The sequence below is a fragment of the Citromicrobium bathyomarinum genome (assembly GCF_021021475.1).
Taxonomy (GTDB): domain Bacteria; phylum Pseudomonadota; class Alphaproteobacteria; order Sphingomonadales; family Sphingomonadaceae; genus Alteriqipengyuania; species Alteriqipengyuania bathyomarina.
In genome coordinates this window covers 1,424,182-1,445,969 of sequence record NZ_JAINWL010000001.1, presented here as the reverse complement: position 1 = coordinate 1,445,969, position 21,788 = coordinate 1,424,182, and the positions used below count along the sequence as shown (strand labels likewise).

Annotated in this window: 22 protein-coding genes; 16 read left to right on the top strand and 6 right to left on the bottom strand. The window is 66.6% G+C overall.

The window, feature by feature from the left end:
- Positions 1–28 precede the first annotated feature (28 nt).
- A complete protein-coding gene (locus K7H93_RS07265; protein WP_230783049.1) occupies positions 29–2,467 on the top strand; it encodes a ligase-associated DNA damage response DEXH box helicase in 2,439 nt (812 codons plus the stop codon).
- Between the two features lie 15 nt (positions 2,468–2,482).
- Here the strand turns inward: K7H93_RS07265 and K7H93_RS07260 are convergent, their stop codons facing one another.
- From K7H93_RS07260 to K7H93_RS07240, 5 genes are all read right to left on the bottom strand, one after another.
- Positions 2,483–2,929, bottom strand: a complete 447-nt coding sequence (locus K7H93_RS07260; RefSeq protein WP_230783048.1) for an ExbD/TolR family protein — start codon at positions 2,927–2,929, stop codon at positions 2,483–2,485.
- Between the two features lie 141 nt (positions 2,930–3,070).
- The gene (locus tag K7H93_RS07255; RefSeq protein ID WP_029140622.1) at positions 3,071–3,502 is read right to left on the bottom strand and encodes an ExbD/TolR family protein; all 432 of its coding nucleotides are present in this window, start codon (positions 3,500–3,502) and stop codon (positions 3,071–3,073) included.
- A gap of 34 nt (positions 3,503–3,536) precedes the next feature.
- Positions 3,537–4,067, bottom strand: coding sequence for an ExbD/TolR family protein (locus K7H93_RS07250; protein ID WP_010239675.1), 531 nt, complete (start codon positions 4,065–4,067; stop codon positions 3,537–3,539).
- Between the two features lie 81 nt (positions 4,068–4,148).
- Positions 4,149–4,895 carry a MotA/TolQ/ExbB proton channel family protein gene (locus tag K7H93_RS07245; protein WP_010239677.1) on the bottom strand — a complete coding sequence of 249 codons (747 nt, stop codon included), beginning with the start codon at positions 4,893–4,895 and terminating at the stop codon, positions 4,149–4,151.
- Positions 4,896–4,979: 84 nt separating this feature from the next.
- Positions 4,980–5,612 carry an energy transducer TonB gene (locus K7H93_RS07240; RefSeq protein ID WP_230783047.1) on the bottom strand — a complete coding sequence of 211 codons (633 nt, stop codon included), beginning with the start codon at positions 5,610–5,612 and terminating at the stop codon, positions 4,980–4,982.
- A gap of 344 nt (positions 5,613–5,956) precedes the next feature.
- Between K7H93_RS07240 and K7H93_RS07235 the strand changes: the two genes are divergently transcribed.
- Together K7H93_RS07235 and K7H93_RS07230 are read left to right on the top strand one after the other, a co-directional pair.
- Positions 5,957–6,838, top strand: a complete 882-nt coding sequence (locus tag K7H93_RS07235) for a hypothetical protein (protein ID WP_230783046.1) — start codon at positions 5,957–5,959, stop codon at positions 6,836–6,838.
- A 63-nt stretch (positions 6,839–6,901) separates the two neighbouring features.
- Positions 6,902–8,218, top strand: a complete 1,317-nt coding sequence (locus tag K7H93_RS07230) for a homoserine dehydrogenase (protein WP_230783045.1) — start codon at positions 6,902–6,904, stop codon at positions 8,216–8,218.
- A 6-nt stretch (positions 8,219–8,224) separates the two neighbouring features.
- Here K7H93_RS07230 and K7H93_RS07225 read toward each other — a convergent pair whose 3' ends face one another.
- Positions 8,225–8,776 carry a hypothetical protein gene (locus K7H93_RS07225; protein WP_230783044.1) on the bottom strand — a complete coding sequence of 184 codons (552 nt, stop codon included), beginning with the start codon at positions 8,774–8,776 and terminating at the stop codon, positions 8,225–8,227.
- 63 nt (positions 8,777–8,839) lie between these two features.
- Between K7H93_RS07225 and glpX the strand changes: the two genes are divergently transcribed.
- From glpX to K7H93_RS07160, 13 genes are all read left to right on the top strand, one after another.
- The gene (gene glpX / locus K7H93_RS07220) at positions 8,840–9,829 is read left to right on the top strand and encodes a class II fructose-bisphosphatase (RefSeq protein ID WP_230783043.1); all 990 of its coding nucleotides are present in this window, start codon (positions 8,840–8,842) and stop codon (positions 9,827–9,829) included.
- 770 nt (positions 9,830–10,599) lie between these two features.
- Positions 10,600–11,535, top strand: coding sequence for a ribose-phosphate pyrophosphokinase (locus tag K7H93_RS07215; protein WP_010239689.1), 936 nt, complete (start codon positions 10,600–10,602; stop codon positions 11,533–11,535).
- A gap of 28 nt (positions 11,536–11,563) precedes the next feature.
- Positions 11,564–12,367, top strand: a complete 804-nt coding sequence (locus tag K7H93_RS07210; protein WP_230783042.1) for an inositol monophosphatase family protein — start codon at positions 11,564–11,566, stop codon at positions 12,365–12,367.
- Positions 12,367–12,798 (top strand): gamma-glutamylcyclotransferase family protein, encoded by a 432-nt coding sequence (locus K7H93_RS07205; protein ID WP_230783041.1) that lies wholly within the window; start codon positions 12,367–12,369, stop codon positions 12,796–12,798. The genes K7H93_RS07210 and K7H93_RS07205 overlap by 1 nt, the downstream gene beginning before the upstream one ends.
- 48 nt (positions 12,799–12,846) lie before the next feature.
- On the top strand, positions 12,847–13,605 hold the full coding sequence (locus K7H93_RS07200; RefSeq protein ID WP_230783040.1) for an SDR family NAD(P)-dependent oxidoreductase: 759 nt from the start codon (positions 12,847–12,849) through the stop codon (positions 13,603–13,605).
- Positions 13,606–13,607: 2 nt separating this feature from the next.
- On the top strand, positions 13,608–14,342 hold the full coding sequence (locus K7H93_RS07195) for an SDR family oxidoreductase (protein ID WP_230783039.1): 735 nt from the start codon (positions 13,608–13,610) through the stop codon (positions 14,340–14,342).
- Positions 14,343–14,461: 119 nt separating this feature from the next.
- Positions 14,462–14,665 carry a 50S ribosomal protein L35 gene (gene rpmI / locus K7H93_RS07190; protein ID WP_010239706.1) on the top strand — a complete coding sequence of 68 codons (204 nt, stop codon included), beginning with the start codon at positions 14,462–14,464 and terminating at the stop codon, positions 14,663–14,665.
- A gap of 53 nt (positions 14,666–14,718) precedes the next feature.
- The gene (gene rplT, locus K7H93_RS07185; RefSeq protein ID WP_010239708.1) at positions 14,719–15,078 is read left to right on the top strand and encodes a 50S ribosomal protein L20; all 360 of its coding nucleotides are present in this window, start codon (positions 14,719–14,721) and stop codon (positions 15,076–15,078) included.
- Positions 15,079–15,167: 89 nt separating this feature from the next.
- Positions 15,168–16,283 carry a phenylalanine--tRNA ligase subunit alpha gene (pheS, locus tag K7H93_RS07180; RefSeq protein WP_230783038.1) on the top strand — a complete coding sequence of 372 codons (1,116 nt, stop codon included), beginning with the start codon at positions 15,168–15,170 and terminating at the stop codon, positions 16,281–16,283.
- On the top strand, positions 16,280–18,667 hold the full coding sequence (gene pheT / locus K7H93_RS07175) for a phenylalanine--tRNA ligase subunit beta (protein ID WP_230783037.1): 2,388 nt from the start codon (positions 16,280–16,282) through the stop codon (positions 18,665–18,667). The genes pheS and pheT overlap by 4 nt, the downstream gene beginning before the upstream one ends.
- A complete protein-coding gene (locus K7H93_RS07170) occupies positions 18,664–19,413 on the top strand; it encodes an SDR family NAD(P)-dependent oxidoreductase (RefSeq protein WP_230783036.1) in 750 nt (249 codons plus the stop codon). The genes pheT and K7H93_RS07170 overlap by 4 nt, the downstream gene beginning before the upstream one ends.
- A 95-nt stretch (positions 19,414–19,508) precedes the next feature.
- The gene (locus K7H93_RS07165; RefSeq protein ID WP_230783035.1) at positions 19,509–21,071 is read left to right on the top strand and encodes a peptide chain release factor 3; all 1,563 of its coding nucleotides are present in this window, start codon (positions 19,509–19,511) and stop codon (positions 21,069–21,071) included.
- A 106-nt stretch (positions 21,072–21,177) separates the two neighbouring features.
- Positions 21,178–21,744: a pyridoxamine 5'-phosphate oxidase family protein gene (locus K7H93_RS07160; protein WP_230783034.1), complete on the top strand. Its 567-nt coding sequence runs from the start codon at positions 21,178–21,180 to the stop codon at positions 21,742–21,744.
- Positions 21,745–21,788: the final 44 nt, after the last annotated feature.

The window sequence follows — 21,788 nt, the reverse complement described above, 5'->3', positions numbered from 1 at the left end:
TTTCCCGCTGCGCGTGCATTGTTGCGGCATGCCGAGCACTGACATTCCCCCTGACATCGAAGCCTGGTTTGCGGGGCGCGGCTGGCGCATCCGTGATCACCAGCTCGCGATGCTGGAGGCGAGCGATCGGGGCGATCACGCGCTGCTGGTGGCCGATACGGGTGCGGGCAAGACGCTGGCCGGCTTCCTGCCGACGCTCGCCGCGTTCACCCCCTCTAGGCTGGGCGATGCGAAGCCGCCGGAGGGGTTGCACACGATCTACGTCTCGCCGCTCAAGGCGCTGGCGCAGGATGTGCAGCGCAACCTGATCGCTCCGGTGGAGCAGATGGGCCTGCCGATCAGCGTCGAGACGCGCAGCGGCGATACCTCGTCCGACCGCAAGCGCCGCCAGCGCGACAAGCCGCCCAATGTGCTGCTGACCACGCCGGAGAGCTTGTCCCTGCTGCTCTCCTACCCCGAAAGCTTCGATATCTTCGCCGGGTGCCAGCGGATCGTGATCGACGAGATCCACGCCTTCGCCACAGGCAAGCGTGGCGACCTGCTGGCGCTGTGTCTTGCACGGTTGCAGCATATTGCACCCGATATGCAACGTGCTGCGCTTTCAGCCACGGTCGCCAACGAAGAGGGCTTTCGAGCCTGGCTGGCGCCCCATGGCGAGATAGACCGGGTTGCGGTGGTGCAGGGCGAGGTGGGCGCTCCGCCCGAAGTGGAAATCCTCCTGCCCGACGAGAACCGCGTGCCGTGGGGCGGCCATGCGGCGACCTGGGCAATCCCGCAGCTCTACGAGGTGCTGCGGCAGAACCGCACCACGCTGGTCTTCACCAACACGCGTTTCCTCGCCGAATATATCTTCCAGCACCTGTGGGATGTGAACGAGGACAAGCTGCCGATCGGCATTCACCACGGCTCGCTCAGCCGCGAGGCGCGCGAGAAGGTGGAGGGGGCGATGGCGGCGGGCGAGCTGCGCGCGCTGGTCGCCACCGCCAGCCTCGATCTGGGGGTGGACTGGGGCGATATCGACTGCGTGGTCCAGATGGGCGCGCCAAAGGGCTCCAGCCGCCTGTTGCAGCGCGTGGGGCGCGCAAATCACCGGCTCGACCAGCCCAGTCGTGCGCTGCTGGTCCCCGGCAACCGGTTCGAATTTCTCGAAGCCCAGGCAGCCAAGGATGCGGTCGACGAAGGGCAGCGCGATGGTGAGGATTTCCGGCCCGGCGGGCTCGACGTGCTCGCCCAGCACGTGATGGCTTGCGTCTGTGCCGCGCCGTTCGAGGAGGCCGAGTTGCTCGCGCAGGTGCGCAGCTGCCTGCCCTATGCGTGGATCGACGAGGATGTGTTTGCGCGGGTGCTGAACTTCGTTGCAACCGGAGGCTACGCTCTCAAGGCCTACGACCGGTTTCAGCGGATCGTGCGCGACCGGTCGGGCGAGTGGCGGCTGACCCACCCGCAGCATGCCGCGCGCCATCGGCTGAATGCGGGCATCATCATGGATGCGCAGATGCTGGAGGTGCGCTTCAGGAACGGCCGTTCGCTGGGCCGGGTGGAGGAGAATTTCGCCGCGCAGCTATCACCGGGGGACACCTTCGCCTTCGCCGGCACCTCGCTGGAGGTCGAGCAGCTGCGCGACATGGAGATCATCGTGCGCGCATCGAGCAAGTCGGCGATGATCCCAAGCTATGGCGGGGCGCGCATGCCGCTGACCACGCATCTGGCGGACCGGGTCAGGGCCATGCTGGTCGATCGCGCGAGCTGGGCGCGCTTTCCCGACGATGTGCGCGAGTGGCTGGAGATGCAGGACTGGCGCAGCGAGCTGCCGGGGCCGGACAATCTGCTGGTCGAAAGCTTCCCGCGTGGTGGCCGCGAATACACGGTCTACTACACTTTCACCGGGTGGAACGCGAACCAGTCTCTGGGGATGCTGATTACCAAGCGGATGGAGGATCGCGGGCTGATGCCCGGCGGCTTCGTTGCAAACGACTATTCGCTGGCGGTGTGGGGGCTCAAGCCCGTCGAGGATCCAGCGCCGCTGCTATCGCCAGATATTCTGGCGCACGAATTCGTCGACTGGGTGCAGGATTCGCATTTGCTGCGCCGCTCCTTCCGCGAGGTGGCGGTGATCGGCGGACTGGTCGAGCGGCAGCATCCGGGCAAACGCAAGACAGGCAAGCAGGTCACCTTCTCGACCGACCTGATCTACGACGTGCTGCGCAAGTACGAGCCCGAGCATGTGCTGCTCGAGGCCGCTTGGGCCGACGCACGCACACGGTTGACCGATGTCGGGCGGTTGGGCGACTTGCTCGACCGCGCGCAGGGCGATCTGGTGCATGTGAAGCTGGACCGCGTGAGCCCGCTTGCGGTCCCGGTGATGGTGATGATCGGGCGCGAGAGCCTTCCGCAGGGCTCGGTCGACGACGAACTGCTGCTCGAGGCCGAAAGCCTTGCGGGCGAGGCGATGCGGCCCGCCGGTTAGGGCGCGCCGGTGGGGCTAGTCGGTCGTGAACTTGCGATACTTCTCGTTGCCCACGAAGCCGAACTTGGTGACCGGCGAGGCCTCTATGAGCGCGAGCGTGCGGGCCGACAGGTCGTAGCTCGCATTGGCCTCGGGCTCGAACTGCAGTTCGGGCTCGGGCGCCACGCGGCTGGCCAGCGTGAGGTTGGTCGCCAGTCGGCGCTGGGAGACGGCCTCGCCATTCCACAGGACTGCGCCGTCCTCGGTCACCACCACCTTGTTGATGACCGGGTCGATCGGGCTGCCCTCGCCAACGCCGACATCGATCTCCACCGCGTTGGTCGCGATCGGGATGGTGATGATGAACATGATCAACAGCACCAGCAGGACGTCGATCAGCGGGGTCATGTTGATCTCGCCCACCGGGGCGGGGGCTTTCACGGCTCGGTCGATTGCAGCACTGGCCATCATCCTGTCTCCCATAGGGCGGCCACTTTTGTGGCTCGCGAGAGAGATAGTATAACAATCAATCGTGCTTGGCCAGTACGCACGAAAAAGGGGGCGGATCGCTCCGCCCCCTGATCGACTGGCTGCATCGCAATGCTGCCAAATATGTAACCGGACCTACTTGCCGAAGGTGCGGTACTGTTCGTTGCCGACGAAGCCGAACTTCGTCACGCCCGAGGCCTTGATGATGTTCAGCGTCTTGGCCGAGAGGTCGTAGCTGGCGAGGGGCTCGGGCTCGAACTGCAGTTCGGGCTCGGGCTCGATATCGCGGGTCAGCTGGAGATTGCGGACCAGCTGGCCCTGATTGATGGCCTCGCCGTTCCACAGGATCTCGCCGTTTTGGGTCAACACGATCTTGTTCTTGACCGGGTCGATCTCCTGCTGCGCATCGTTGGGGTTGGGCTGCGGAAGGTCGATGTTGACCGCGTGGGTCGCCACCGGGATGGTGATGATGAACATGATGAGGAGCACGAGCAGGACGTCGATCAGCGGCGTCATGTTCATGTCCATCATCGGGGCACCATCATCGGAACCGCCTGACATAGCCATGGGTGTGGTCTCCTAAATCTTTGTCTGCGGCGGATCAGGCGTTCGGATCGACCGGGTTCGAGATGAACCCGACGGTCGGATAGCCTGCTGCCTGCACGTTGTAGATCGTGCCGGCGACACACCGCCAGGGTGCGTTCACGTCGCCGCGAATGTGCACCTGCGGGATCAGGTCGGGCTCTGCCTTGATGGCTTCCGGGCCACCTGCACGTTGCACGATGCTGTCGAGCCGCTCGAACGCCTGGTCGTACAGCTCTTCCGAGCTCACCGGCGTGGTGTTGCCGAAGTAGACCCGGCATTCGCCGTCACGAACCGCACCGCTGTACCCCGGATCACCGGCCGCGTTGCCGTTGGCATCGGTGGTGCTCACGGTGAGCTGCAGGTTCTCGACCTTGTCCTTCGATTCTTCCGATTCGAAGACCGGAATCTGGAGCTTCTCGATCGTCTGGATCGCGACAGGAACCGCAATCAGGAAGATGATGAGAAGCACCAGCATCACGTCCACCAGCGGAGTGGTGTTGATGTCTGCCATCGGCGTATTGCCGTCGCCTCCCGTGGAAATCGCCATGGTTTGCGTCCTATTCCGTTATGTGACCAGAGAAGTGAGCGAAGGGGGCCGCGCCACCAGCGATGGGCGGCCCCTGTCGACTTACTTCTTGACGGTCTTGGCAGCCTGCTGCGTCGAAGCGGCAGTCATCGGGCGAACCGAGCCGTTCGAGTTGACGTAGGCCAGCAGGTCGGTCGAGAAACCGGTCAGCAGCTCGGCGATGCGCTTGTTGCGGGACATCAGCCAGTTGTAGGCGAACACCGCAGGCACGGCGACGAGCAGACCGATCGCGGTCATGATCAGCGCTTCACCGACCGGGCCGGCAACCTTGTCGATCGAGGCCGAACCGGCGAGACCGATGTTGATCAGCGCGCGATAGATCCCGATCACGGTACCGAGCAGACCGACGAACGGCGCGGTCGCACCGACCGTGGCGAGGAAGGCGAGGCCGCCGTTGAGGCGCGACATGATCGCATCCTGCGAACGGGCCAGCGAACCGTGCATCCAGTCGTGCGCTTCCATGCTGTCGGTCATCTTGCCGTGCGAGGCCTGGGCCGCGACGGTGTCGTCGACCATCTGGCGCCATGCGCTGTTCTTGTCGAGCTTGCCGGCGCCCTCTTCGAGGCTGTTCGCACGCCAGAACTGGCTGCGGACCTTCTTGTACTGACCCAGCACCTTGTTCTGCTCGAGCAGCTTGGTGATCAGGATGTAGAACGAACCGACCGACATGATCACGAGCACGGCGAGAATGGTCCAGGCGATCGGGCCGCCCTGTTCCATAGCTTCCATGAAGCCGAATTCAGTCTGCGGACCTGCGTCACCGGCAGCCGCCATAAGATTGATGAACATCGCGAAGTCTCCAAAAAAAATGTCTTAACCAGTAACCTCGACGCGCCCCCGGTCTGCCCTGCAGCAGGGGGCGCGCCGTTCAAATCAGTTGGGAATTTCCCAGCGAACCGTTCCGGAGAACGACCCGGCATCACCCCGGAACCGAGCGCGACGCTCGATCAGGCGGCAGGTCGCGTCCTTGAGCTCGCCCGGCGCGTTCCCGCCGGTGATCGAGCAGCCCGAAACCCGGCCATTACTGCCGATCGACAGCGTGAACGACACGGTGCCCGAGTAGTCGCGGCTGATCCAGCTCGACCGGTAGTCTGAATCGGTGATCCAGTTCCCGTTCGACGGCCGCGGCGGATTGGCCGGCGGCGGAGGCGGGGGCGGCGGCGGCGGCGGCGCGGGAGGCGCAACCGGTGCGGCCGGGGGAATCCGCAGCGCCGGCGGAGCGGGCGGCGGAATCGTCTGCTGCGTGCGCACCTGCGGCGGGTTCGTCGCAACCGAAATCGGCGGCGGCGGTGCCACGGGCGGCGGCGGAGCAGTATCCGGCTGCGGCTCGGGGGGCGGCGGTTCTTCCTCGGGTTCAGGGGGCGGCGGTTCTTCGATATCGACTGTCGTCACCCGTTCCACGACCTTCTTGACGGCTGAATAGGCCAGGCCGGTAATGAGGACGTAGCCGATGGCGACATGAATAAGACCGACTATGATGATCGCGACAATCTTGTTGCCGCTCATCTGTTGATCTGAATAAGCCATGCAGTCGCATCACTCCATCAAGCACCGGGCGCGGCCCGGCGATCATGTCCGGCGGCTGCACCGGACGGCGATAGTTTACGACCCGTTAGCCAATTCGATTGCGTCTCCCGGCTGGCGGAAGGCGCAATGTCACGAGCCAGTGGGGCCGTGTCCGGGTAATTTCCGTACCGTCCACCCAGACGGGTCGGGTCTTAGACATGATGCAAACCCACTGCAAACCCTTTGTCGGTTCAGTTGGAATTCACTAGCCAATGTGTCTGCATCGTGAAAATTTACTAATCGGAAGGCGGCTTGTCCGTCCAATCTCAATACCGGAGAGCGCATTGAAGTTCCTGAGGCCGATCATTGTCACTGCCCTCGCCGCACTCGCGATCGGGCCGGTAAGCATCGCGGTTTCCGCGCACGCGCAGGACGCTACCGGGCAGACGGCAGCCGTGCCGCAGCAGGCGACCGATGCCGATCTGATCGACCTGGCCGATTACGCAGACCTCGTGCTGCGCGCAAAGGTCCGTCGGCAAAGCGAACTTAAGCCCGAGCGCGCGCCGGGTCTGCAACCGGGCCATACCCGATTTTACATCGAGGCCGAAACGCAGAGCCTGCTGGCGGGCGCCACCCCGGTTGGCCAACGGGTGCGCTATCTGGTCGATCTCCCGCTCGACGCGCGGGGCCGCAAGCCCAGCCTGCGCAATGCCGAAGTGATCCTGTTCGCGCGCCCCGTTGCGGGCCGCCCGGGCGAGCTGCAGCTGGTCGCGCCCGACGCGCAGCTGCGCTGGAACGCGGAGCTGGAACGCCGCACGCGTCTCATTCTGGAACAGCTGGTCGCCCCCGATGCGCCTTCGCGAATCACCGGGGTGCGCGATGCGCTTTCGGTCGCGGGAACGCTGGCGGGCGAATCGGAAACGCAGATCTTCCTCGAGACGGTCGACGATGCCCCCGCCGCAATCAGCGTGGTGCGTCGCCCGGGCATGGAGCCGGTGTGGGGCGTGTCCTTCTCCGAGATCGTCGACCAGGCGGTGCGGATCCCGCCGCGCGGATCGCTGGCCGCTTATCGCCTTGCCTGCGCGATGCCGCGGACCCTGCCGAGCGAGGCCAACCTGGCGCGCGAACCCGCCGACCGTGCGCGGGCGAGTGATGACTATCGCTACGTGATCGCCCAGCTGGGCCCATGCCCGCGGCTGCGCGAGGTGCCGACCATCCGCTACTGAATCGGTCAGGCAGGTGCCGCGGGTGGTTGCCATTGTGCGCCGCGGCATTAAGCCCTCGCGCTCATGAGCGATGCATTCAAACTGGGCCTTGCAGGCCTCGGCACGGTCGGCACGGGGGTGCTGCGCCTGCTGGACGACAACGCCGATCTCCTGTCCGCGCGCGCCGGGCGGCCGATCGAGGTGGTCGCGGTTAGCGCGCGGACGCGTGGCCGGGACCGGGGGATCGACCTTTCCGGATACCAGTGGTGCGACGATCCGGCCGATCTGGCGCAGGTCGAGGGGCTGGACGCGGTGATCGAGGTGATGGGCGGCACCGACGGCCCCGCGCTCGATCTCGCCCGCGCCAGCCTGTCTGCCGGGCGCAGCGTGGTGACCGCGAACAAGGCGATGATCGCCACCCACGGGTTCGAGCTGGCGCAGGCGGCGGAAACCTCGGGCGCGGCGCTGCTGTTCGAGGCTGCGGTGTGTGCGGGCACGCCGATCCTCCAGACCATGCGCGACGGGCTGTCTGCCAACCGGATCGACCGGATCGAGGGCATCCTCAACGGCACCAGCAATTACATCCTCTCCGCAATGGAGCGCTCGGGCGAGGACTTTGGCGAGACGCTCGCCGAGGCCCAGCGACTCGGTTACGCGGAGGCCGATCCCGCGCTCGACGTCGATGGCGGCGATGCGGCGCACAAGCTCGCCATTCTCGCCGCACTCGGCTTCGGCCTGCGGCCCGATTTCGCGGGCGTCGAGGTGAACGGCATCCGCGACGTGCGCGCCGCCGACATCGCCCAGGCCGAACGGCTGGGGTACAAGATCCGCCTCGTCGCGATGGCGGACATGGTCGATCGACCGGGGGAGGCACCGGCGCTGCTGCAGCGGGTCCGCCCGTGCCTGCTGCCTGCCGATCACCTGCTTGCCGGAATCGACGGGCCGACCAACGCGGTGCTGACGCTGGGCGACCAGTCGGGCCCGATACTGATCCAGGGCGCGGGCGCGGGCAGTGCGGCGACCGCCAGCGGGATCGTGGCCGACGTAGTCGCGCTCGCCAGAGGCCAGGCGCGCGCGCCGCTCGCCGTCCCGGCGGGGCAGCTGGCGGTGGCCGAGCGGGCCGATTCGGGGGCGCGAGAGGCACGCTATTACCTGCGCTTCGTCGTTGCGGACCGCCCCGGCGTGCTCGCCGAGCTGGCCGCCGCGATGCGCGATGCGCGGGTCAGCATCCAGAGCCTGATCCAGGAAGGCGAGGGGGTCGACCCCGAAGCCGGCGGGATCATGGTCGCGCTGACCACCCACCGCGCACCTGCCCGCAACATCCGCGATGCGCTGGCCCGGTTGCAGGGATCGCAGAGCATCGTCGAGCCGCCGCTCTCGATGCCGATCCTGCAGGACTGATTCGCCTCAGCCTTCGGGCGAGGGCGGCGGGGCCTCCTGCGGCTGTGCCTGCTCGTCGGAAGGCTGGCCATCGGCAGAAGCGCCGCCATCATAGGCCGAGCCACGCGGAGCGAGACCGCGCGCAATCCGGTCCGCGTCAGACCCCGGCGGTGCCTCGGGCAGCTCGGAGAAGTCGATGATGTAGGCCGGGGGCGGCGGGCAGTTGATGCCCTTGATACAGCCGCTGACGGTCGCCGGGCCCTTGAAGATGCCGGGGCCCGAGACGTCCGGCGCCTGCCCGGTCCACTCCAGATGACTCTCGTCGCCGCGCTCCAGCCGCGATTGCACCCGGTACTGGTCCGGGTTCTGTTCCACGGGCGCGCAGACCACGATTTCGTTGTCGGCCGATTCGGGACAGTCGGCGGGCAGTTCGCGCTCCGGCTCGGGCGCGCCATAGGCACGCCGCGCCTCTTCCAGCACCGGGCCGACCACATCCTCGCGATCCTGCGCCGCAGCGGGCGTGCCAGCCAGCGCCACGCCGCCGCAAATCGTGATGACAAAAGCGCTTCGTATCGACACAGGCCCGCTCCCCGACTAGGCGCTTCAACCAAGGCAAACGATACCAGAAGGGCTGAATTACCAATGAACACTTCAGGCACGTCCAACGAACTCGCCAATGAACTGGATCGCGTGCTGGTGCTCGAACTGGTACGAGTCACCGAAAAAGCGGCGATCGCCGCATCCAAGCTGGTCGGTCGCGGGGACGAGAAAGCCGCCGATGCCGCCGCGGTCGAAGCGATGCGCAAGGCGTTCGACAAGCTCGAGATCGACGGCACCGTGGTGATCGGCGAGGGCGAGCGGGACGAGGCCCCCATGCTCTATATCGGCGAGAAGGTGGGCGGCGCGCCCGGCACCGGGCCCAAGATCGACATCGCGCTCGACCCGCTGGAAGGCACCACCATCACCGCCAAGGCCGGGCCCAACGCGCTCGCCGTGCTCGCGGCGGCGGAGAAGGGCAACCTGCTCAACGCGCCCGACACCTATATGGACAAGCTGGCGGTCGGCCCCGGCTACCCCGAGGGTATCATCGATCTCGCCAAGTCGCCGAGCGAGAACGTGCGCGCGGTCGCCGAAGCCAAGGGCGTGAAGCCCGAAGAGATCATCGTCTGCGTGCTCGACCGGCCGCGCCATGCGGAGCTGATCGCGGAGCTGCGCGGGCTTGGCTGCGGCGTGGTGCTGATCGGCGACGGCGATGTCGCCGGGGTGATCGCGGTCACCGACGAGGACACCACGATCGACATGTACATGGGCCAGGGCGGCGCGCCCGAGGGCGTGCTGGCCGCAGCCGCGCTGCGCTGCGTCGGCGGGCAGTTCAACGGCCGCCTCGTGTTCCGCAACGACGACGAGAAGGCCCGCGCCGCCAAGTGGGGGATCGAGGATCTCGACCGGATCTACAAGCTGGAAGATCTCGCCAAGGGCGACTGCATCTTCGCCGCGACCGGCGTGACCTCGGGATCGCTGCTCGAAGGCGTGAAGCGCCGCAAGGGCGGACGAATGACCACCGAAAGCGTGGTGATGCGCGCGTCGAGCGGCACGGTGCGCTGGATTCGGGGCGAGCACCGCATTCGGTGATTTGCGGGGAGACGCTGGCGTTTCCGTAAGTGCAACGGCCTTCGCACCCCGAACTGGGACTCGCGCTGGATTCGGGGCGAGCACCGCATCCGGTAGTCTGCGGGGAGACGTTGGCGTAACACATTTACCGGGCCCGGATGGCAAACTCGCTCCGTCTTTGCCCGGGCCCGCAGACAGGCGATCGCGATCTGGTGAGCCGACCCTGCGCGTCAGCCTCAAAAGCGCAGGAATGTCCGGTTTGCGCGCGATGCTGACCATGGCGCCGCGATAGACCACCGGCCTGACCAGCCCGCGTTTCACCCGCGCGAACAGCTGCGTATCCGTCACCTTCCGGAAATCCTCGCGCGCGCCTTCGAAGCGACCCGACCCGGGCGGGGTCAGCACGCGGTCCCACGCATCGGCAAACGACCGTGCCTCTGGGCGTGCCCGCAGGCGATAGGCGCTCGCACGGCTCATCCCGACATGGCGCGCCGCCACGGCGACCGATCCGGTGAGGTAGAGCTGCACGAGAAAGGCGCACTGGCGCGCCACGCTCCACCCGTCGCGCCGGGTGCGCAGCGGCACGGGGCGGAACCAGCCGGGGCGGCGGCGCAAATGGTGGGCACTGGGCTTCGCCATCGGGCATTCTAAGCCACGAACGGGCAGCAGTAGGAAAGCGTTTTGAGCGCGCGATCCGGGGCGCACACGCGAACCACACATTGCATTCGTGTGACCGGCGGTTTAGCCGCGCAACCGACCCCGCCCCGCCTCCAACAAGGACCGCCTCCCTTATGAAACTGATGGCCGGCAATTCGAACCTGCCCCTCGCCCGTGCGATCGCAGGCTACCTCGAAATTCCGCTGACCGACGCCAGCGTGCGCCGATTCGCCGACGAGGAAGTGTTCGTCGAGATCCACGAGAACGTGCGCGGCGAGGACGTGTTCGTGCTCCAGTCGACCAGCTTCCCGGCGAACGACAACCTGATGGAGCTGCTGATCTGCATCGATGCGCTGAAGCGCGCATCGGCCCGCCGGATCACCGCCGTGGTCCCCTATTTCGGCTATGCCAGGCAGGACCGCAAACCCGGCCCGCGCACGCCGATCAGTGCCAAGCTGGTCGCCAACCTGATCACCCAGGCCGGGGCCGACCGCGTGCTGGCGGTGGACCTGCACGCGGGCCAGATCCAGGGCTTCTTCGACATCCCGACCGACAACCTGTTTGCAGCGCCCGTGATGGCTGCCGACATTCAGGCCCGTTACGGCGACCGCGACCTGATGGTGGTCAGCCCCGACGTGGGCGGCGTGGTCCGCGCGCGCGCTCTGGCCAAGCGGCTCGACAATGCGCCGCTGGCGATCGTCGACAAGCGGCGCGACCGGCCCGGCGAATCGGAGGTGATGAACATCATCGGCGACGTGCAGGGCCGCCACTGCGTGCTGATCGACGATATCGTCGATTCGGGCGGCACCTTGTGCAACGCGGCCGACGCGCTGCTCGAACAGGGGGCATCCTCGGTCGCGGCCTACATCACCCACGGCGTGCTGTCGGGCGCGGCAGTGGCGCGGGTCGATGCCTCGCAGCTGACCGAGCTGGTGGTGACCGACACGATTCCCGCCGCCGAAGCAGCAAAGGATGCCAAGCGCATCCGCTATCTCACCATCGCCCCGCTGATCGGCGAAGCGGTGCGGCGGATTGCGGATGAAAGCTCGGTTTCCAGCCTGTTCGACTAGGGCGGGCACCATAAAGGAGAGCCGCGCGATGAAACTCGACGACGAACTGGCGGTCGCCCACCGGCTGGCCGATGCTGCGCGCGAGGCGATTCGCCCGCATTTCCGCGAAGTCTCGCCCGAGTTCAAAGGCGACGCCTCGCCCGTGACGATCGCCGACCGCGAGGCGGAGGATGCGATGCGCGCGATCCTGATGTCCGAATACGCGCAGGACGGGATCGTGGGCGAGGAATATCCCGAGCATGAGGGCCGGTCGGGCCGGCAATGGGTGCTCGACCCGATCGACGGCACGATCAGCTTCATCGCCGGGCGGCCGATCTTCGGCACGTTGATCGCGCTGATGCAGGATGGCTGGCCGGTGCTGGGACTGATCGACCAGCCGATTACGGGGGAGCGTTGGGTCGGGCGAATCGGCATGCCGACCACGCTCAACGGCAAGGAAATCCGCACGCGTTCGTGCAAGAGCCTCGATGCGGCGATCCTCGCCACCAGCAGCCCGCACTATTTCGATGCCGAGGGTGCCGATGGCTACATGCGGCTGGCCCATGCGGTCGGCGGCAACAAGCGGCAGGGCATGATCGTCTATGGCGGCGATTGCTATAATTACGGTCTGCTCGCGGGCGGGCAGATCGACATCGTGTGCGAATCGGGTCTCAAGCTGTTCGACTATGCCGCGCTGGTCCCGGTGGTCGAGGGTGCGGGCGGCACGATGAGCGACTGGCAGGGCAATCCGCTGGACGCGCAAAGCGACGGATCGGTGATCGCGCTGGGCGACCCCGCGCGGCTGGAGGATGTGCTGGAGGCGCTGGCCGGGCACGCGCACGAAGAGCACTGATGCGGCTGTTCGCGTACGGCGTTCTGAACCGCGAACTGGCGAAGGGCCGCGCGGCGCAGCTGATCGCCCCGCTCGACGAAGGGCGGGCCGCGACGGTGCGCGGCACGCTCTACGGGCTGCGCGGGCCTGATGGCGGGTGGTATCCGATCCTCCTGCCCGATGCCGATGGCGGCACGGTCCACGGGATGCTCCACGATGCCAGCGGCGTCGACTGGCCCGCGATGGACGATTTCGAGGATGCGCATGACGGGCCCGGTGCCGAATATGCCCGGCGCGAGCTTACGGTAGCGCTTGACGACGGGACCGCGACCAGCGGCTTTGCCTATTGCTACGTGCGCGACCTGCCCGGGGATGCCGAGCCGATCCCCGGCGGCCATTTCGGAGCATGGCTGCGCGAGACCAACCGCCGCGCGATTCTGGGTCGCGACTAAGTCTCCGATTCCACGGCACTTTGTGGCCACCTTGCGCGTTGCCGGGCCATGACCAAGAAAACGATCTTCATCACCGGTATCGGCAACGGCATCGGCCGTGCGCTGGCCATCCACTACGCCAACAAGGGCTGGCGCGTCGCCGGGCTGGACCCGGACGAGGAAGCGCTGGCTGAGCTGCGCGAGGGGCTCGATGGCGATCTGCTGCTGGTCGAAGGCGATGCGGGCAAGGAAGCGCATGTGATCGACACGGCGGACCGGCTGGCCGAATGGCTCGACGGCGCGCCGCTGACCTGTCTCGTCAACAACGCGGGTATCGCCAACCCCTATGCCGGTCCGCTCGAAGACCTGTCGCTGGCCGACTTCCAGAGCTGGATCGACGCCAGCCTGACCGCCGCCTTCCTGTGCAGCCGCTCGCTCCTGCCCTTCCTGCGGCGCGGCGATGGCGGGACGATCGTCAACATCTCCTCCACCCGCGCGGTGATGAGCGAGCCCAATTCCTACGGCTATGCCGCCGCCAAGGGCGGGCTCGACGCGCTGACGCACGCGATGGCGGTCTCGCTCGGCCCGAAGATCCGCGTCAACGCGATCCGCCCCGGCTGGATCGAGACGCGCAACTGGCAGAAGCAGGCCAATCGCGAACAGGTCGAACATCGCGAACAGGACAAGGCGCAGCACCCCGTAGGCCGCGTCGGCAACCCGGAGGACATCGCGCAGACAGTCGACTGGCTGATCGGCGCAGGCTTCGTCACCGGACAGGCGATCAACGTCGATGGTGGCATGACTGTGAAGATGATCTACGAGCACTGACCATGACGACGGGGGGACATCTCGATCTGAGCGGGCGCACGGCGCTGGTCACCGGTGCGGCGCGCGGGCTGGGCAAGGCGATCGCCCTGCGGCTGGCGGAAAACGGCGCACGCGTGCTGGTCTCGGGCCGCGACGAGGCCGCGCTTGCCGATGTCGGCGGCGGGACGCAGCCGCTGGTGTTCGACCTCGACGATTCGCGCGCCTGCGAGGCTGCGCTCAGCGAAGCAGGCGCGATCGACATCCTCGTCAACAATGCCGGGATGCGCGACCGCCGCGCGTTGGCCGATCTGCCGCGCGAGGCCTTTTCGGCCATGCTGGAGACCAACCTCGCCGCTCCTTACGACCTCGCCCGCAGGATCGCGCCGGGCATGATCGAGCGCGGCTGGGGCCGGATCGTCAATGTCAGCTCGATCGCGGGCCAGATCGCGCGCGGCGACGTGGCCTACACCGCGAGCAAGGGCGGGCTCGACGCGCTGACCCGGGCGCTTGCGGCGGAACTCGGCCCGCACGGGATTACGGTCAACGCGGTAGCCCCGGGCTATTTCGCGACCGAGACCAACGCCGAAATGGTCGCCGACGAGGAGATTGCGGCGCATCTGAAGCGCCGGACATCTCTGGGCCGCTGGGGCCAGCCGGATGAGATCGCGGGCGCGGTCGCATTCCTCGCCTCTCCCGATGCGGGCTACATCACCGGGCAGGTGCTCGCAGTCGACGGCGGCTACCTCGCCCACTTCTGACTTGCGTTTTCGCTTAGAATCGCTAGATCGCCCGCCTTCACCGACACGTAATTCACCGCCGGTCTGGCTGTAAGGGCTGCCAGGGCTGGTTCGGACGTGTCTCTGTCAAGGAGATGAAAATGCCCAAGATGAAGACCAAGAGCGGTGTGAAGAAGCGCTTCAAGTTCACCGCGACCGGCAAGGTCAAGCACGGTGTCGCCGGCAAGCGCCACCGCCTGATGAGCCACAATGCGAAGTATATCCGCCAGAACCGCGGGACCGACGTGCTCTCCAGCGCAGATGTCGATCACGTGAAAAAGTGGGCCCCTTACGGCCTGAAGTGAGTGCTTGAGGGGCAATCCCCTCGCATCACAACAAATTCTGAAAGGATAATACCATGCCTCGCATCAAACGCGGCGTTACCACGCGCCAGAAGCACAAGCGGCTCCTAGACCAGGCCAAGGGCTATCGCGGCCGTCGCAAGAATACGATTCGCGTCGCCCGTCAGGCGGTCGAAAAGGCCGGCCAGTACGCCTATCGCGACCGCAAGGTTAAGAAGCGCAACTTCCGCGCGCTGTGGATCCAGCGCATCAACGCGGCCGTGCGCGCCGAAGGCCTGACCTATTCGCAGTTCATGCACGGCACCAAGCTGGCCGGCATCGAGCTCGACCGTAAGGTGATGGCCGACCTCGCCATGAACGAGGAAGCGGCCTTCAAGGCGATCATCAAGCAGGCCAAGGACGCGCTTCCTGCCTGATTGATCGAAGCTGTTTGAAAAGAGGAAGCGCCACCCACCCGGGTAGGCGCTTTTTCTTTGTCCCCCATTCGTCTAGCGAGCGCCCCATCATGAGCACCGAACACGAAGCACAAGTCACCCAGACGCTGGAGCGGCTGCATGCCGCCGACGATCTCGAGACGGTCGAGGCGATCCGGGTGGAGGCGCTGGGCAAGCAGGGCTGGCTCAACGCGCTGATGAAGACGCTGGGCAAGATGAGCCCGGAAGAGCGCCAGACCGAAGGGCCGCGTCTGCAGGGGATGCGCGCGCGCGTCGCCGATGCGATCGAGGATCGCAAGGCCGTGCTCGAAGCCGCCGCGCTCGAAGCGCGTCTCGCCACCGAAGTGATCGACCTCACGCTGCCCGCGCCGCAGATGCCGCAGGGCAGCGTGCACCCGGTCAGCCAGGTGATGGACGAGATCGCAGAGCTTTTCGCGGACCTCGGCTTCGCGGTCGCCACCGGCCCCGAGATCGAGGACGACTGGCACAATTTCACCGCGCTCAACATGGCCGAAACGCACCCCGCGCGCGCGGAGATGGACACGTTCTATTTCCCCGACCGCGATGGCGACGGCAACCGGATGCTGCTGCGCACGCACACCTCGCCGGTGCAAATCCGCACGATGAAGGCGGCTTCCCAGAACGGCGGCGAGCCGGTGCGGATCATCGCGCCGGGCCGCGTCTATCGCAGCGATAGCGACGCGACCCACACGCCGATGTTCCACCAGGTCGAAGGCCTCGCGATCGACCGCGACATTCACCTCGGCCATCTCAAGTGGACGCTGGAGACCTTCTTCAAGGCGCTGTTCGAGCGTGAGGACATCGTGTTGCGCTTGCGCCCGTCCTACTTCCCCTTCACCGAGCCTTCGGTTGAGTTCGACGTCGGCTATTCCAACGAAGGCGGACGCCGCGTGGTCGGCGGCCACGGCGATGCCGAGGGGCACGACTGGATGGAGCTGGGCGGCAGCGGGATGGTCAATCCGCGCGTCCTCGAATTCGCGGGCTATGATCCGAACGAGTGGCAGGGCTTCGCCTTCGGCCTCGGGATCGATCGCCTCGCCATGCTCAAATACGGAATGAACGACTTGCGTGCCTTCTTCGACGGCGACGCCCGCTGGCTGTCGCACTACGGCTTCTCGCCCTTCGACCAACCGACGCTTTCGGGCGGTGTGGGAGCGCGCGCATGAAGTTCTCGATCGAATGGCTGAAGTACTTCCTCGAAACCGACGCCTCGGTGCAGGAGATCGCCGACACACTGAACGCGATCGGCCACGAGGTGGAGGGGATCGAGGATCCGGCGGAAAAGCTCGCCGGATTCACCGTCGCCGAGGTGCTCACCGCAGGCCCGCACCCCGATGCGGACAAGCTGCAGGTGCTCTCCGTCTCCACCGGTGAGGGCGAGCCTTTGCAGGTCGTGTGCGGTGCGCCCAACGCGCGTGCCGGGATGAAGGGCGTGCTCGGCGTGGCCGGCGCGGTCGTGCCTGCCAACGGCATGGAGCTGAAAAAGTCCAAGATCCGCGGCGTCGAATCGAACGGCATGATGTGCTCGGTGCGCGAGCTGGAGCTGGGCGAGGAGCACGACGGGATCATCGAGCTGCCGGCCGATGCGCCGGTCGGCGCGAGCTTTGCCGAATATCACGCCGCCTCGCCGATCATCGACGTGGCGATCACCCCCGACCGCCCCGATTGCATGGGCGTGATGGGCATCGCGCGCGATCTGGCGGCAGCGGGGCTTGGCACGTTCAAACCGGTCGAAGCGGGCGATGTCTCGGGCGAAGGCGCCTGCCCGGTCGAAATCCGCACCGACGATGCCGAGGGCTGCCCGGCCTTTTACGGCCGCGTGATTCGCGGCGTGAGCAACGGCGCTAGCCCTGAGTGGATGCAGCGGCGGCTGAAGGCCGCAGGCCAGCGGCCGATTTCGGCGCTGGTCGATTGCACCAATTACCTGATGCTCGCCTTCGGGCGGCCTGCGCATGTCTATGATCTCGCCAAGCTCACCGGCCCGGTGGTCGCCCGCCGCGCCAAGGACGGCGAGCAGATCGAGGCGCTGAACGAGAAGACCTACACGCTCGACGACACGATGACCGTGATCGCCGACGATGCGGGCGTGCACGATGTCGCCGGGATCATGGGCGGCGAGCATTCGGGCGCCACCGAAGCCACGACCGACGTGCTGCTCGAAATCGCGTATTTCGACCCGGCGCGGATCGGCGTGACCGGCCGCAAGCTGGGCCTGACTTCGGACGCACGCACCCGGTTCGAGCGTGGCGTGGACCCCGAATTCCTCGACGAGGGGCTCGCGATCCTGACCTCGCTGATCGTGAAGACCTGCGGTGGCACTCCCACCGAAGTGGTGCGCGCAGGCCAGCCGCCGGTCGAGCCCAAGGTCGTGCAATTCGACCCGGCCCGCACCGCGAAGCTGGGCGGGGTCGAGGTGGCGGAGGACCGCCAGCGCGCGATCCTGACCGCGCTCGATTTCAAGGTGGCGGACGACTGGCAGGTCACCTGCCCGCCGCGCCGCCACGACATCGAAGGGCCTGCCGATCTGGTCGAGGAAGTCGTCCGCATCGAAGGGCTCGATAAGGTCGCCAGCGTCCCGCTGACCCGCGCGCCCGGCGTCGCCAAGCCGACCGCCACGCCCGAGCAGCTGGTCCAGCGCAAGCTGCGCCGCGCGGCGGCTGCGCGCGGCCTGCACGAAGCGGTGACGTGGAGCTTCCTTCCGGTGGCGCAAGCGGAGCATTTCGCCGATGGTGCCGATCTGTGGGTGCTCGACAACCCGATCAGCGAAGACCTGAAAGCCATGCGCCCCTCGCTGCTGCCGGGCCTGCTGACCGCCGCCAAGCGCGCTGCGGATCGCGGCGCGGCGGGTGCGCGGCTGTTCGAGATCGGGCGACGTTATTTCCGAGGGGGAAGCGGCCATAGCGACGAGCGCGCGACGCTCGGCCTCGTCCTCGCGGGCGAGAAGACGCCGCGCGGCTGGGCCAATGGCAAGGCGCAAGGCTTCCACGCCTACGACGCCAAGGCGGAGGCGCTCGCGCTGCTCGAAGCCGCAGGCGCCCCGGTCGACAACCTGATGGTGATGGGGGAAGCTGGCACTCAGTTCCACCCAGGCCAGTCGGCCACGCTGAGGCTCGGCCCGAAGAAGGTGCTCGCCCGCTTCGGCGCACTGCATCCCGCGACGCTCAAGGCGTTCGACATCGACGGGCCTGTCGTGGCAGCGGAGATCTTCCTCGATGCGATCCCCGCGAAGAAGAACGCCGAGTTCGCCCGCTCGACCTACAGCCCGCCTGCGCTCCAGCCGGTGACGCGCGACTTCGCGTTCCTGGTCCACAGCAACATGCCCGCCGGCGATCTGGTCAAGGCGGTGCGCGGCGCGGACAAGCAGCGGATCGTCGATGCGCGCATTTTCGACCGGTTCGACGGGCAGGGCGTTCCGCAAGGCAAGACCTCGCTCGCGCTCGAAGTCACGCTCCAGCCGGGCGAGAAGAGCTTCACCGACGAGGAACTGAAGGCGATTTCCGACGCGGTCGTGAAAGCGGCGGCGAAAACCGGAGCGGAGTTGAGAGCATGAAAACAGCCCTGATTACCGGAGCGACCGCAGGGATCGGCCGTGCCACCACGCGGCTGCTGGTCGAGAACGGCTGGCGCGTGATCGGCACCGGGCGGCGCCAGGAGCGGCTCGATGCGCTGTCGCAGGAGCTGGGCGCGGATCGCTTCCTCGGCCTCGCCTTCGACATCACCGATGACGCCGCGCGCGATGCGGCGATCGACGGGCTGCCGGAGGAGTGGCGCGGGATCGACCTGCTGGTCAACAATGCCGGCCTCGCCAAGGGGCTCAACCCCGCGCAGGACGCCGATCTCGACGACTGGCAGACCATGATCGACACCAATGTGACCGCGATGGTCCGGCTGACGCGCAAAATGCTGCCCGGCCTGATCGAGCGCAAGGGCGCGCTGGTCAATATCGGCTCGGTCGCGGGGAGCTACGTCTATCCCGGCGGCAATGTCTACGCGGGCTCCAAGGCCTTCGTGAACCACTTTACGCTGGCGATCCGCGCCGATCTGCACGGCACCGGCGTGCGTGTGACGAGCATCGAGCCGGGGATGGTCGAGACCGAATTCACCACCGTGCGCACGGGCAGCCAGGACAAGTCCGACGAGTTCTATTCGGGCGCGCACCCGATGACGGGCGAGGATATTGCCGAGACGATCCGCTGGGTCGCCGAGCTGCCCGTGCATCTCAACGTCAACCGGCTGGAGATCATGCCGGTGACGCAAGACTTCGCGGGCTTCCGCGTGGCGCGGGACGAAAACTAACCGTCACCCCCGCGCAGGCGGGGGTCCAGCTGACCTTCCCGCCCCTGGACAACGTATCTGGATTCCCGCCTTCGCGGGAATGACGAGGAAGACACATGACCTCCGAACGCCGTACCTTCGCGATCATTTCGCACCCCGACGCGGGTAAGACCACGCTGACCGAGAAGCTGCTGCTGCGTGGCGGCGCGATTCACTTGGCGGGCGAGGTCAAGGCGCGCGGGGCCGCGCGGCGGGCGCGTTCGGACTGGATGAGTATCGAGCAGCAGCGCGGCATCTCGGTCACGTCCTCGGTGATGACTTTCGAGCGGAACGGGATCACCTTCAACCTGCTCGACACGCCGGGGCACGAGGATTTCTCCGAGGATACCTACCGCACGCTGACCGCGGTCGATTCGGCGATCATGGTGCTCGACGCGGCAGCCGGTATCGAGGCGCAGACATTGAAGCTGTTCGAGGTCTGCCGGTTGCGCAGCGTCCCGATCATCACCTTCATCAACAAGATCGACCGCGAGGGGCGCGAGCCATTCGAACTGCTCGACGAGATCGCCGAGAAGCTCGCGCTCGACACCGCGCCGATGAGCTGGCCGGTGGGCATGGGCGGGCTGTTCGAAGGCGTCTACGACTTCGAGGAGAACGAGCTGTATCTGCCCGAGGGCGACAGCAAGGAATTCCAGGGCAAGACCGTGAAGGTCGACGGGCCTGAGGATGAAAAGCTCGCCGAATATCTCTCCGCCGATGGTGTCGCGCGGGTGGCCGAGGAAGGCCTGCTGGCGCGCGAGGGCTATGCCCCGTTCGATTTCGAGGCCTATCGCAATGGCGACCTGACGCCGGTCTACTTCGGCTCCGCGCTCAAGGAATTCGGCGTCACCGCGATTATCGATGCGATTGCCAAATACGCGCCCGCACCGCGCCCGCAGCCGACCGATGAGGGCGAGATTGCGCCGACCCGCGACGAGGTGACCGGCTTCATCTTCAAGGTGCAGGCCAATATGGACCCCAACCATCGCGACCGGATCGCCTTCATGCGGCAGGTTTCGGGCACCTTCAAACGCGGCATGAAGCTGACGCCCAGCGGCCTCGGCAAGCCGATCGCGGTGCATTCGCCGATCCTGTTCTTCGCGCAGGACCGCGAGATCGCCGACAATGCCTACCCCGGCGACATTATCGGCATACCCAACCACGGCACGCTGCGGGTGGGCGACACGCTGAGCGAGAAGAACGAGGTACGCTTCACCGGCCTGCCCAACTTCGCGCCCGAAATCCTGCGCCGCGTCCAACTGAAGGATCCGACCAAGACCAAGCAGCTGAGGAAGGCGCTCGACGACCTCTCCGAAGAGGGGGTGATCCAGGTGTTCTACCCGGAGCTGGGCGCGAACCACATCGTCGGTGTGGTCGGCCAGCTGCAGCTCGAAGTGCTGATCTCGCGCCTCGCCGCCGAGTACAAGGTCGAGGCCGCGCTGGAGCCCGCACCCTTCGCGACCGCGCGCTGGGTGAAGGGCGAGGACAAGGCGCTCGACGAGTTCGAGAAGTTCAACCGCGCGAACCTCGCCAAGGATCGCGATGGCGACATGGTGTTCCTCGCCAAGAGCCCTTGGGACGTGAACTACCAGCAGGAAAAGAACCCCGACCTCAAGTTCTCGGCCACCAAGGAACGATAACATCCCGTCATTCCCGCGCAGGCGGGAATCCCGCTTTCTTCAAACGAGCGGGACCCCCGCCTGCGCGGGGGTGACGGATCGTTGGGGGTGGGGTAAATCTTGCCCTATGGCCGACTTCTTCGACACGCTCTCCGACAAGCATATCGCGATGATCGCGAAGCAGCCGGTGTTCTTCGTCGCAACTGCGGCAGAAGACGCACGGATCAACCTCAGCCCCAAGGGCTACGACGCATTCCGGGTGCTCGCGCCGAACAAGGTCGCCTATCTCGACCTTGGCGGATCGGGCAACGAGACGCACGCGCATCTCGCCGCGGATGGCCGCATCACGCTGATGTTCTGCAATTTTGAGCAGCCTGCGCTGATCCTGCGGATCTATGGCCGGGGTCGCCCGGTGCTGCCGCAGGATGCCGAGTGGGCCGGGCTGGCCGGGCACTTCACGCTGCTGCCCGGCACGCGTCAGATCTTCGTAATCGACGTCGAAAGCGTGCAGACCTCGTGCGGCTGGGGCGTGCCCTTCATGGCCTACGAGGCGGAGCGGCCGACGCTCAAGAAGGCGCACGCTCAGGCCGATCCGGACCAATGGGCGGCCAAGATGAAGGATCGCACGTCGAGCATCGATGGCCTGCCCACCCGCGCCACCGATCACTATATTGCAGGCACGCCGCTCGACTGAGCCGCTTCACCCGGCGGGCCCAATCGGCTGCCGGACGAACCAGC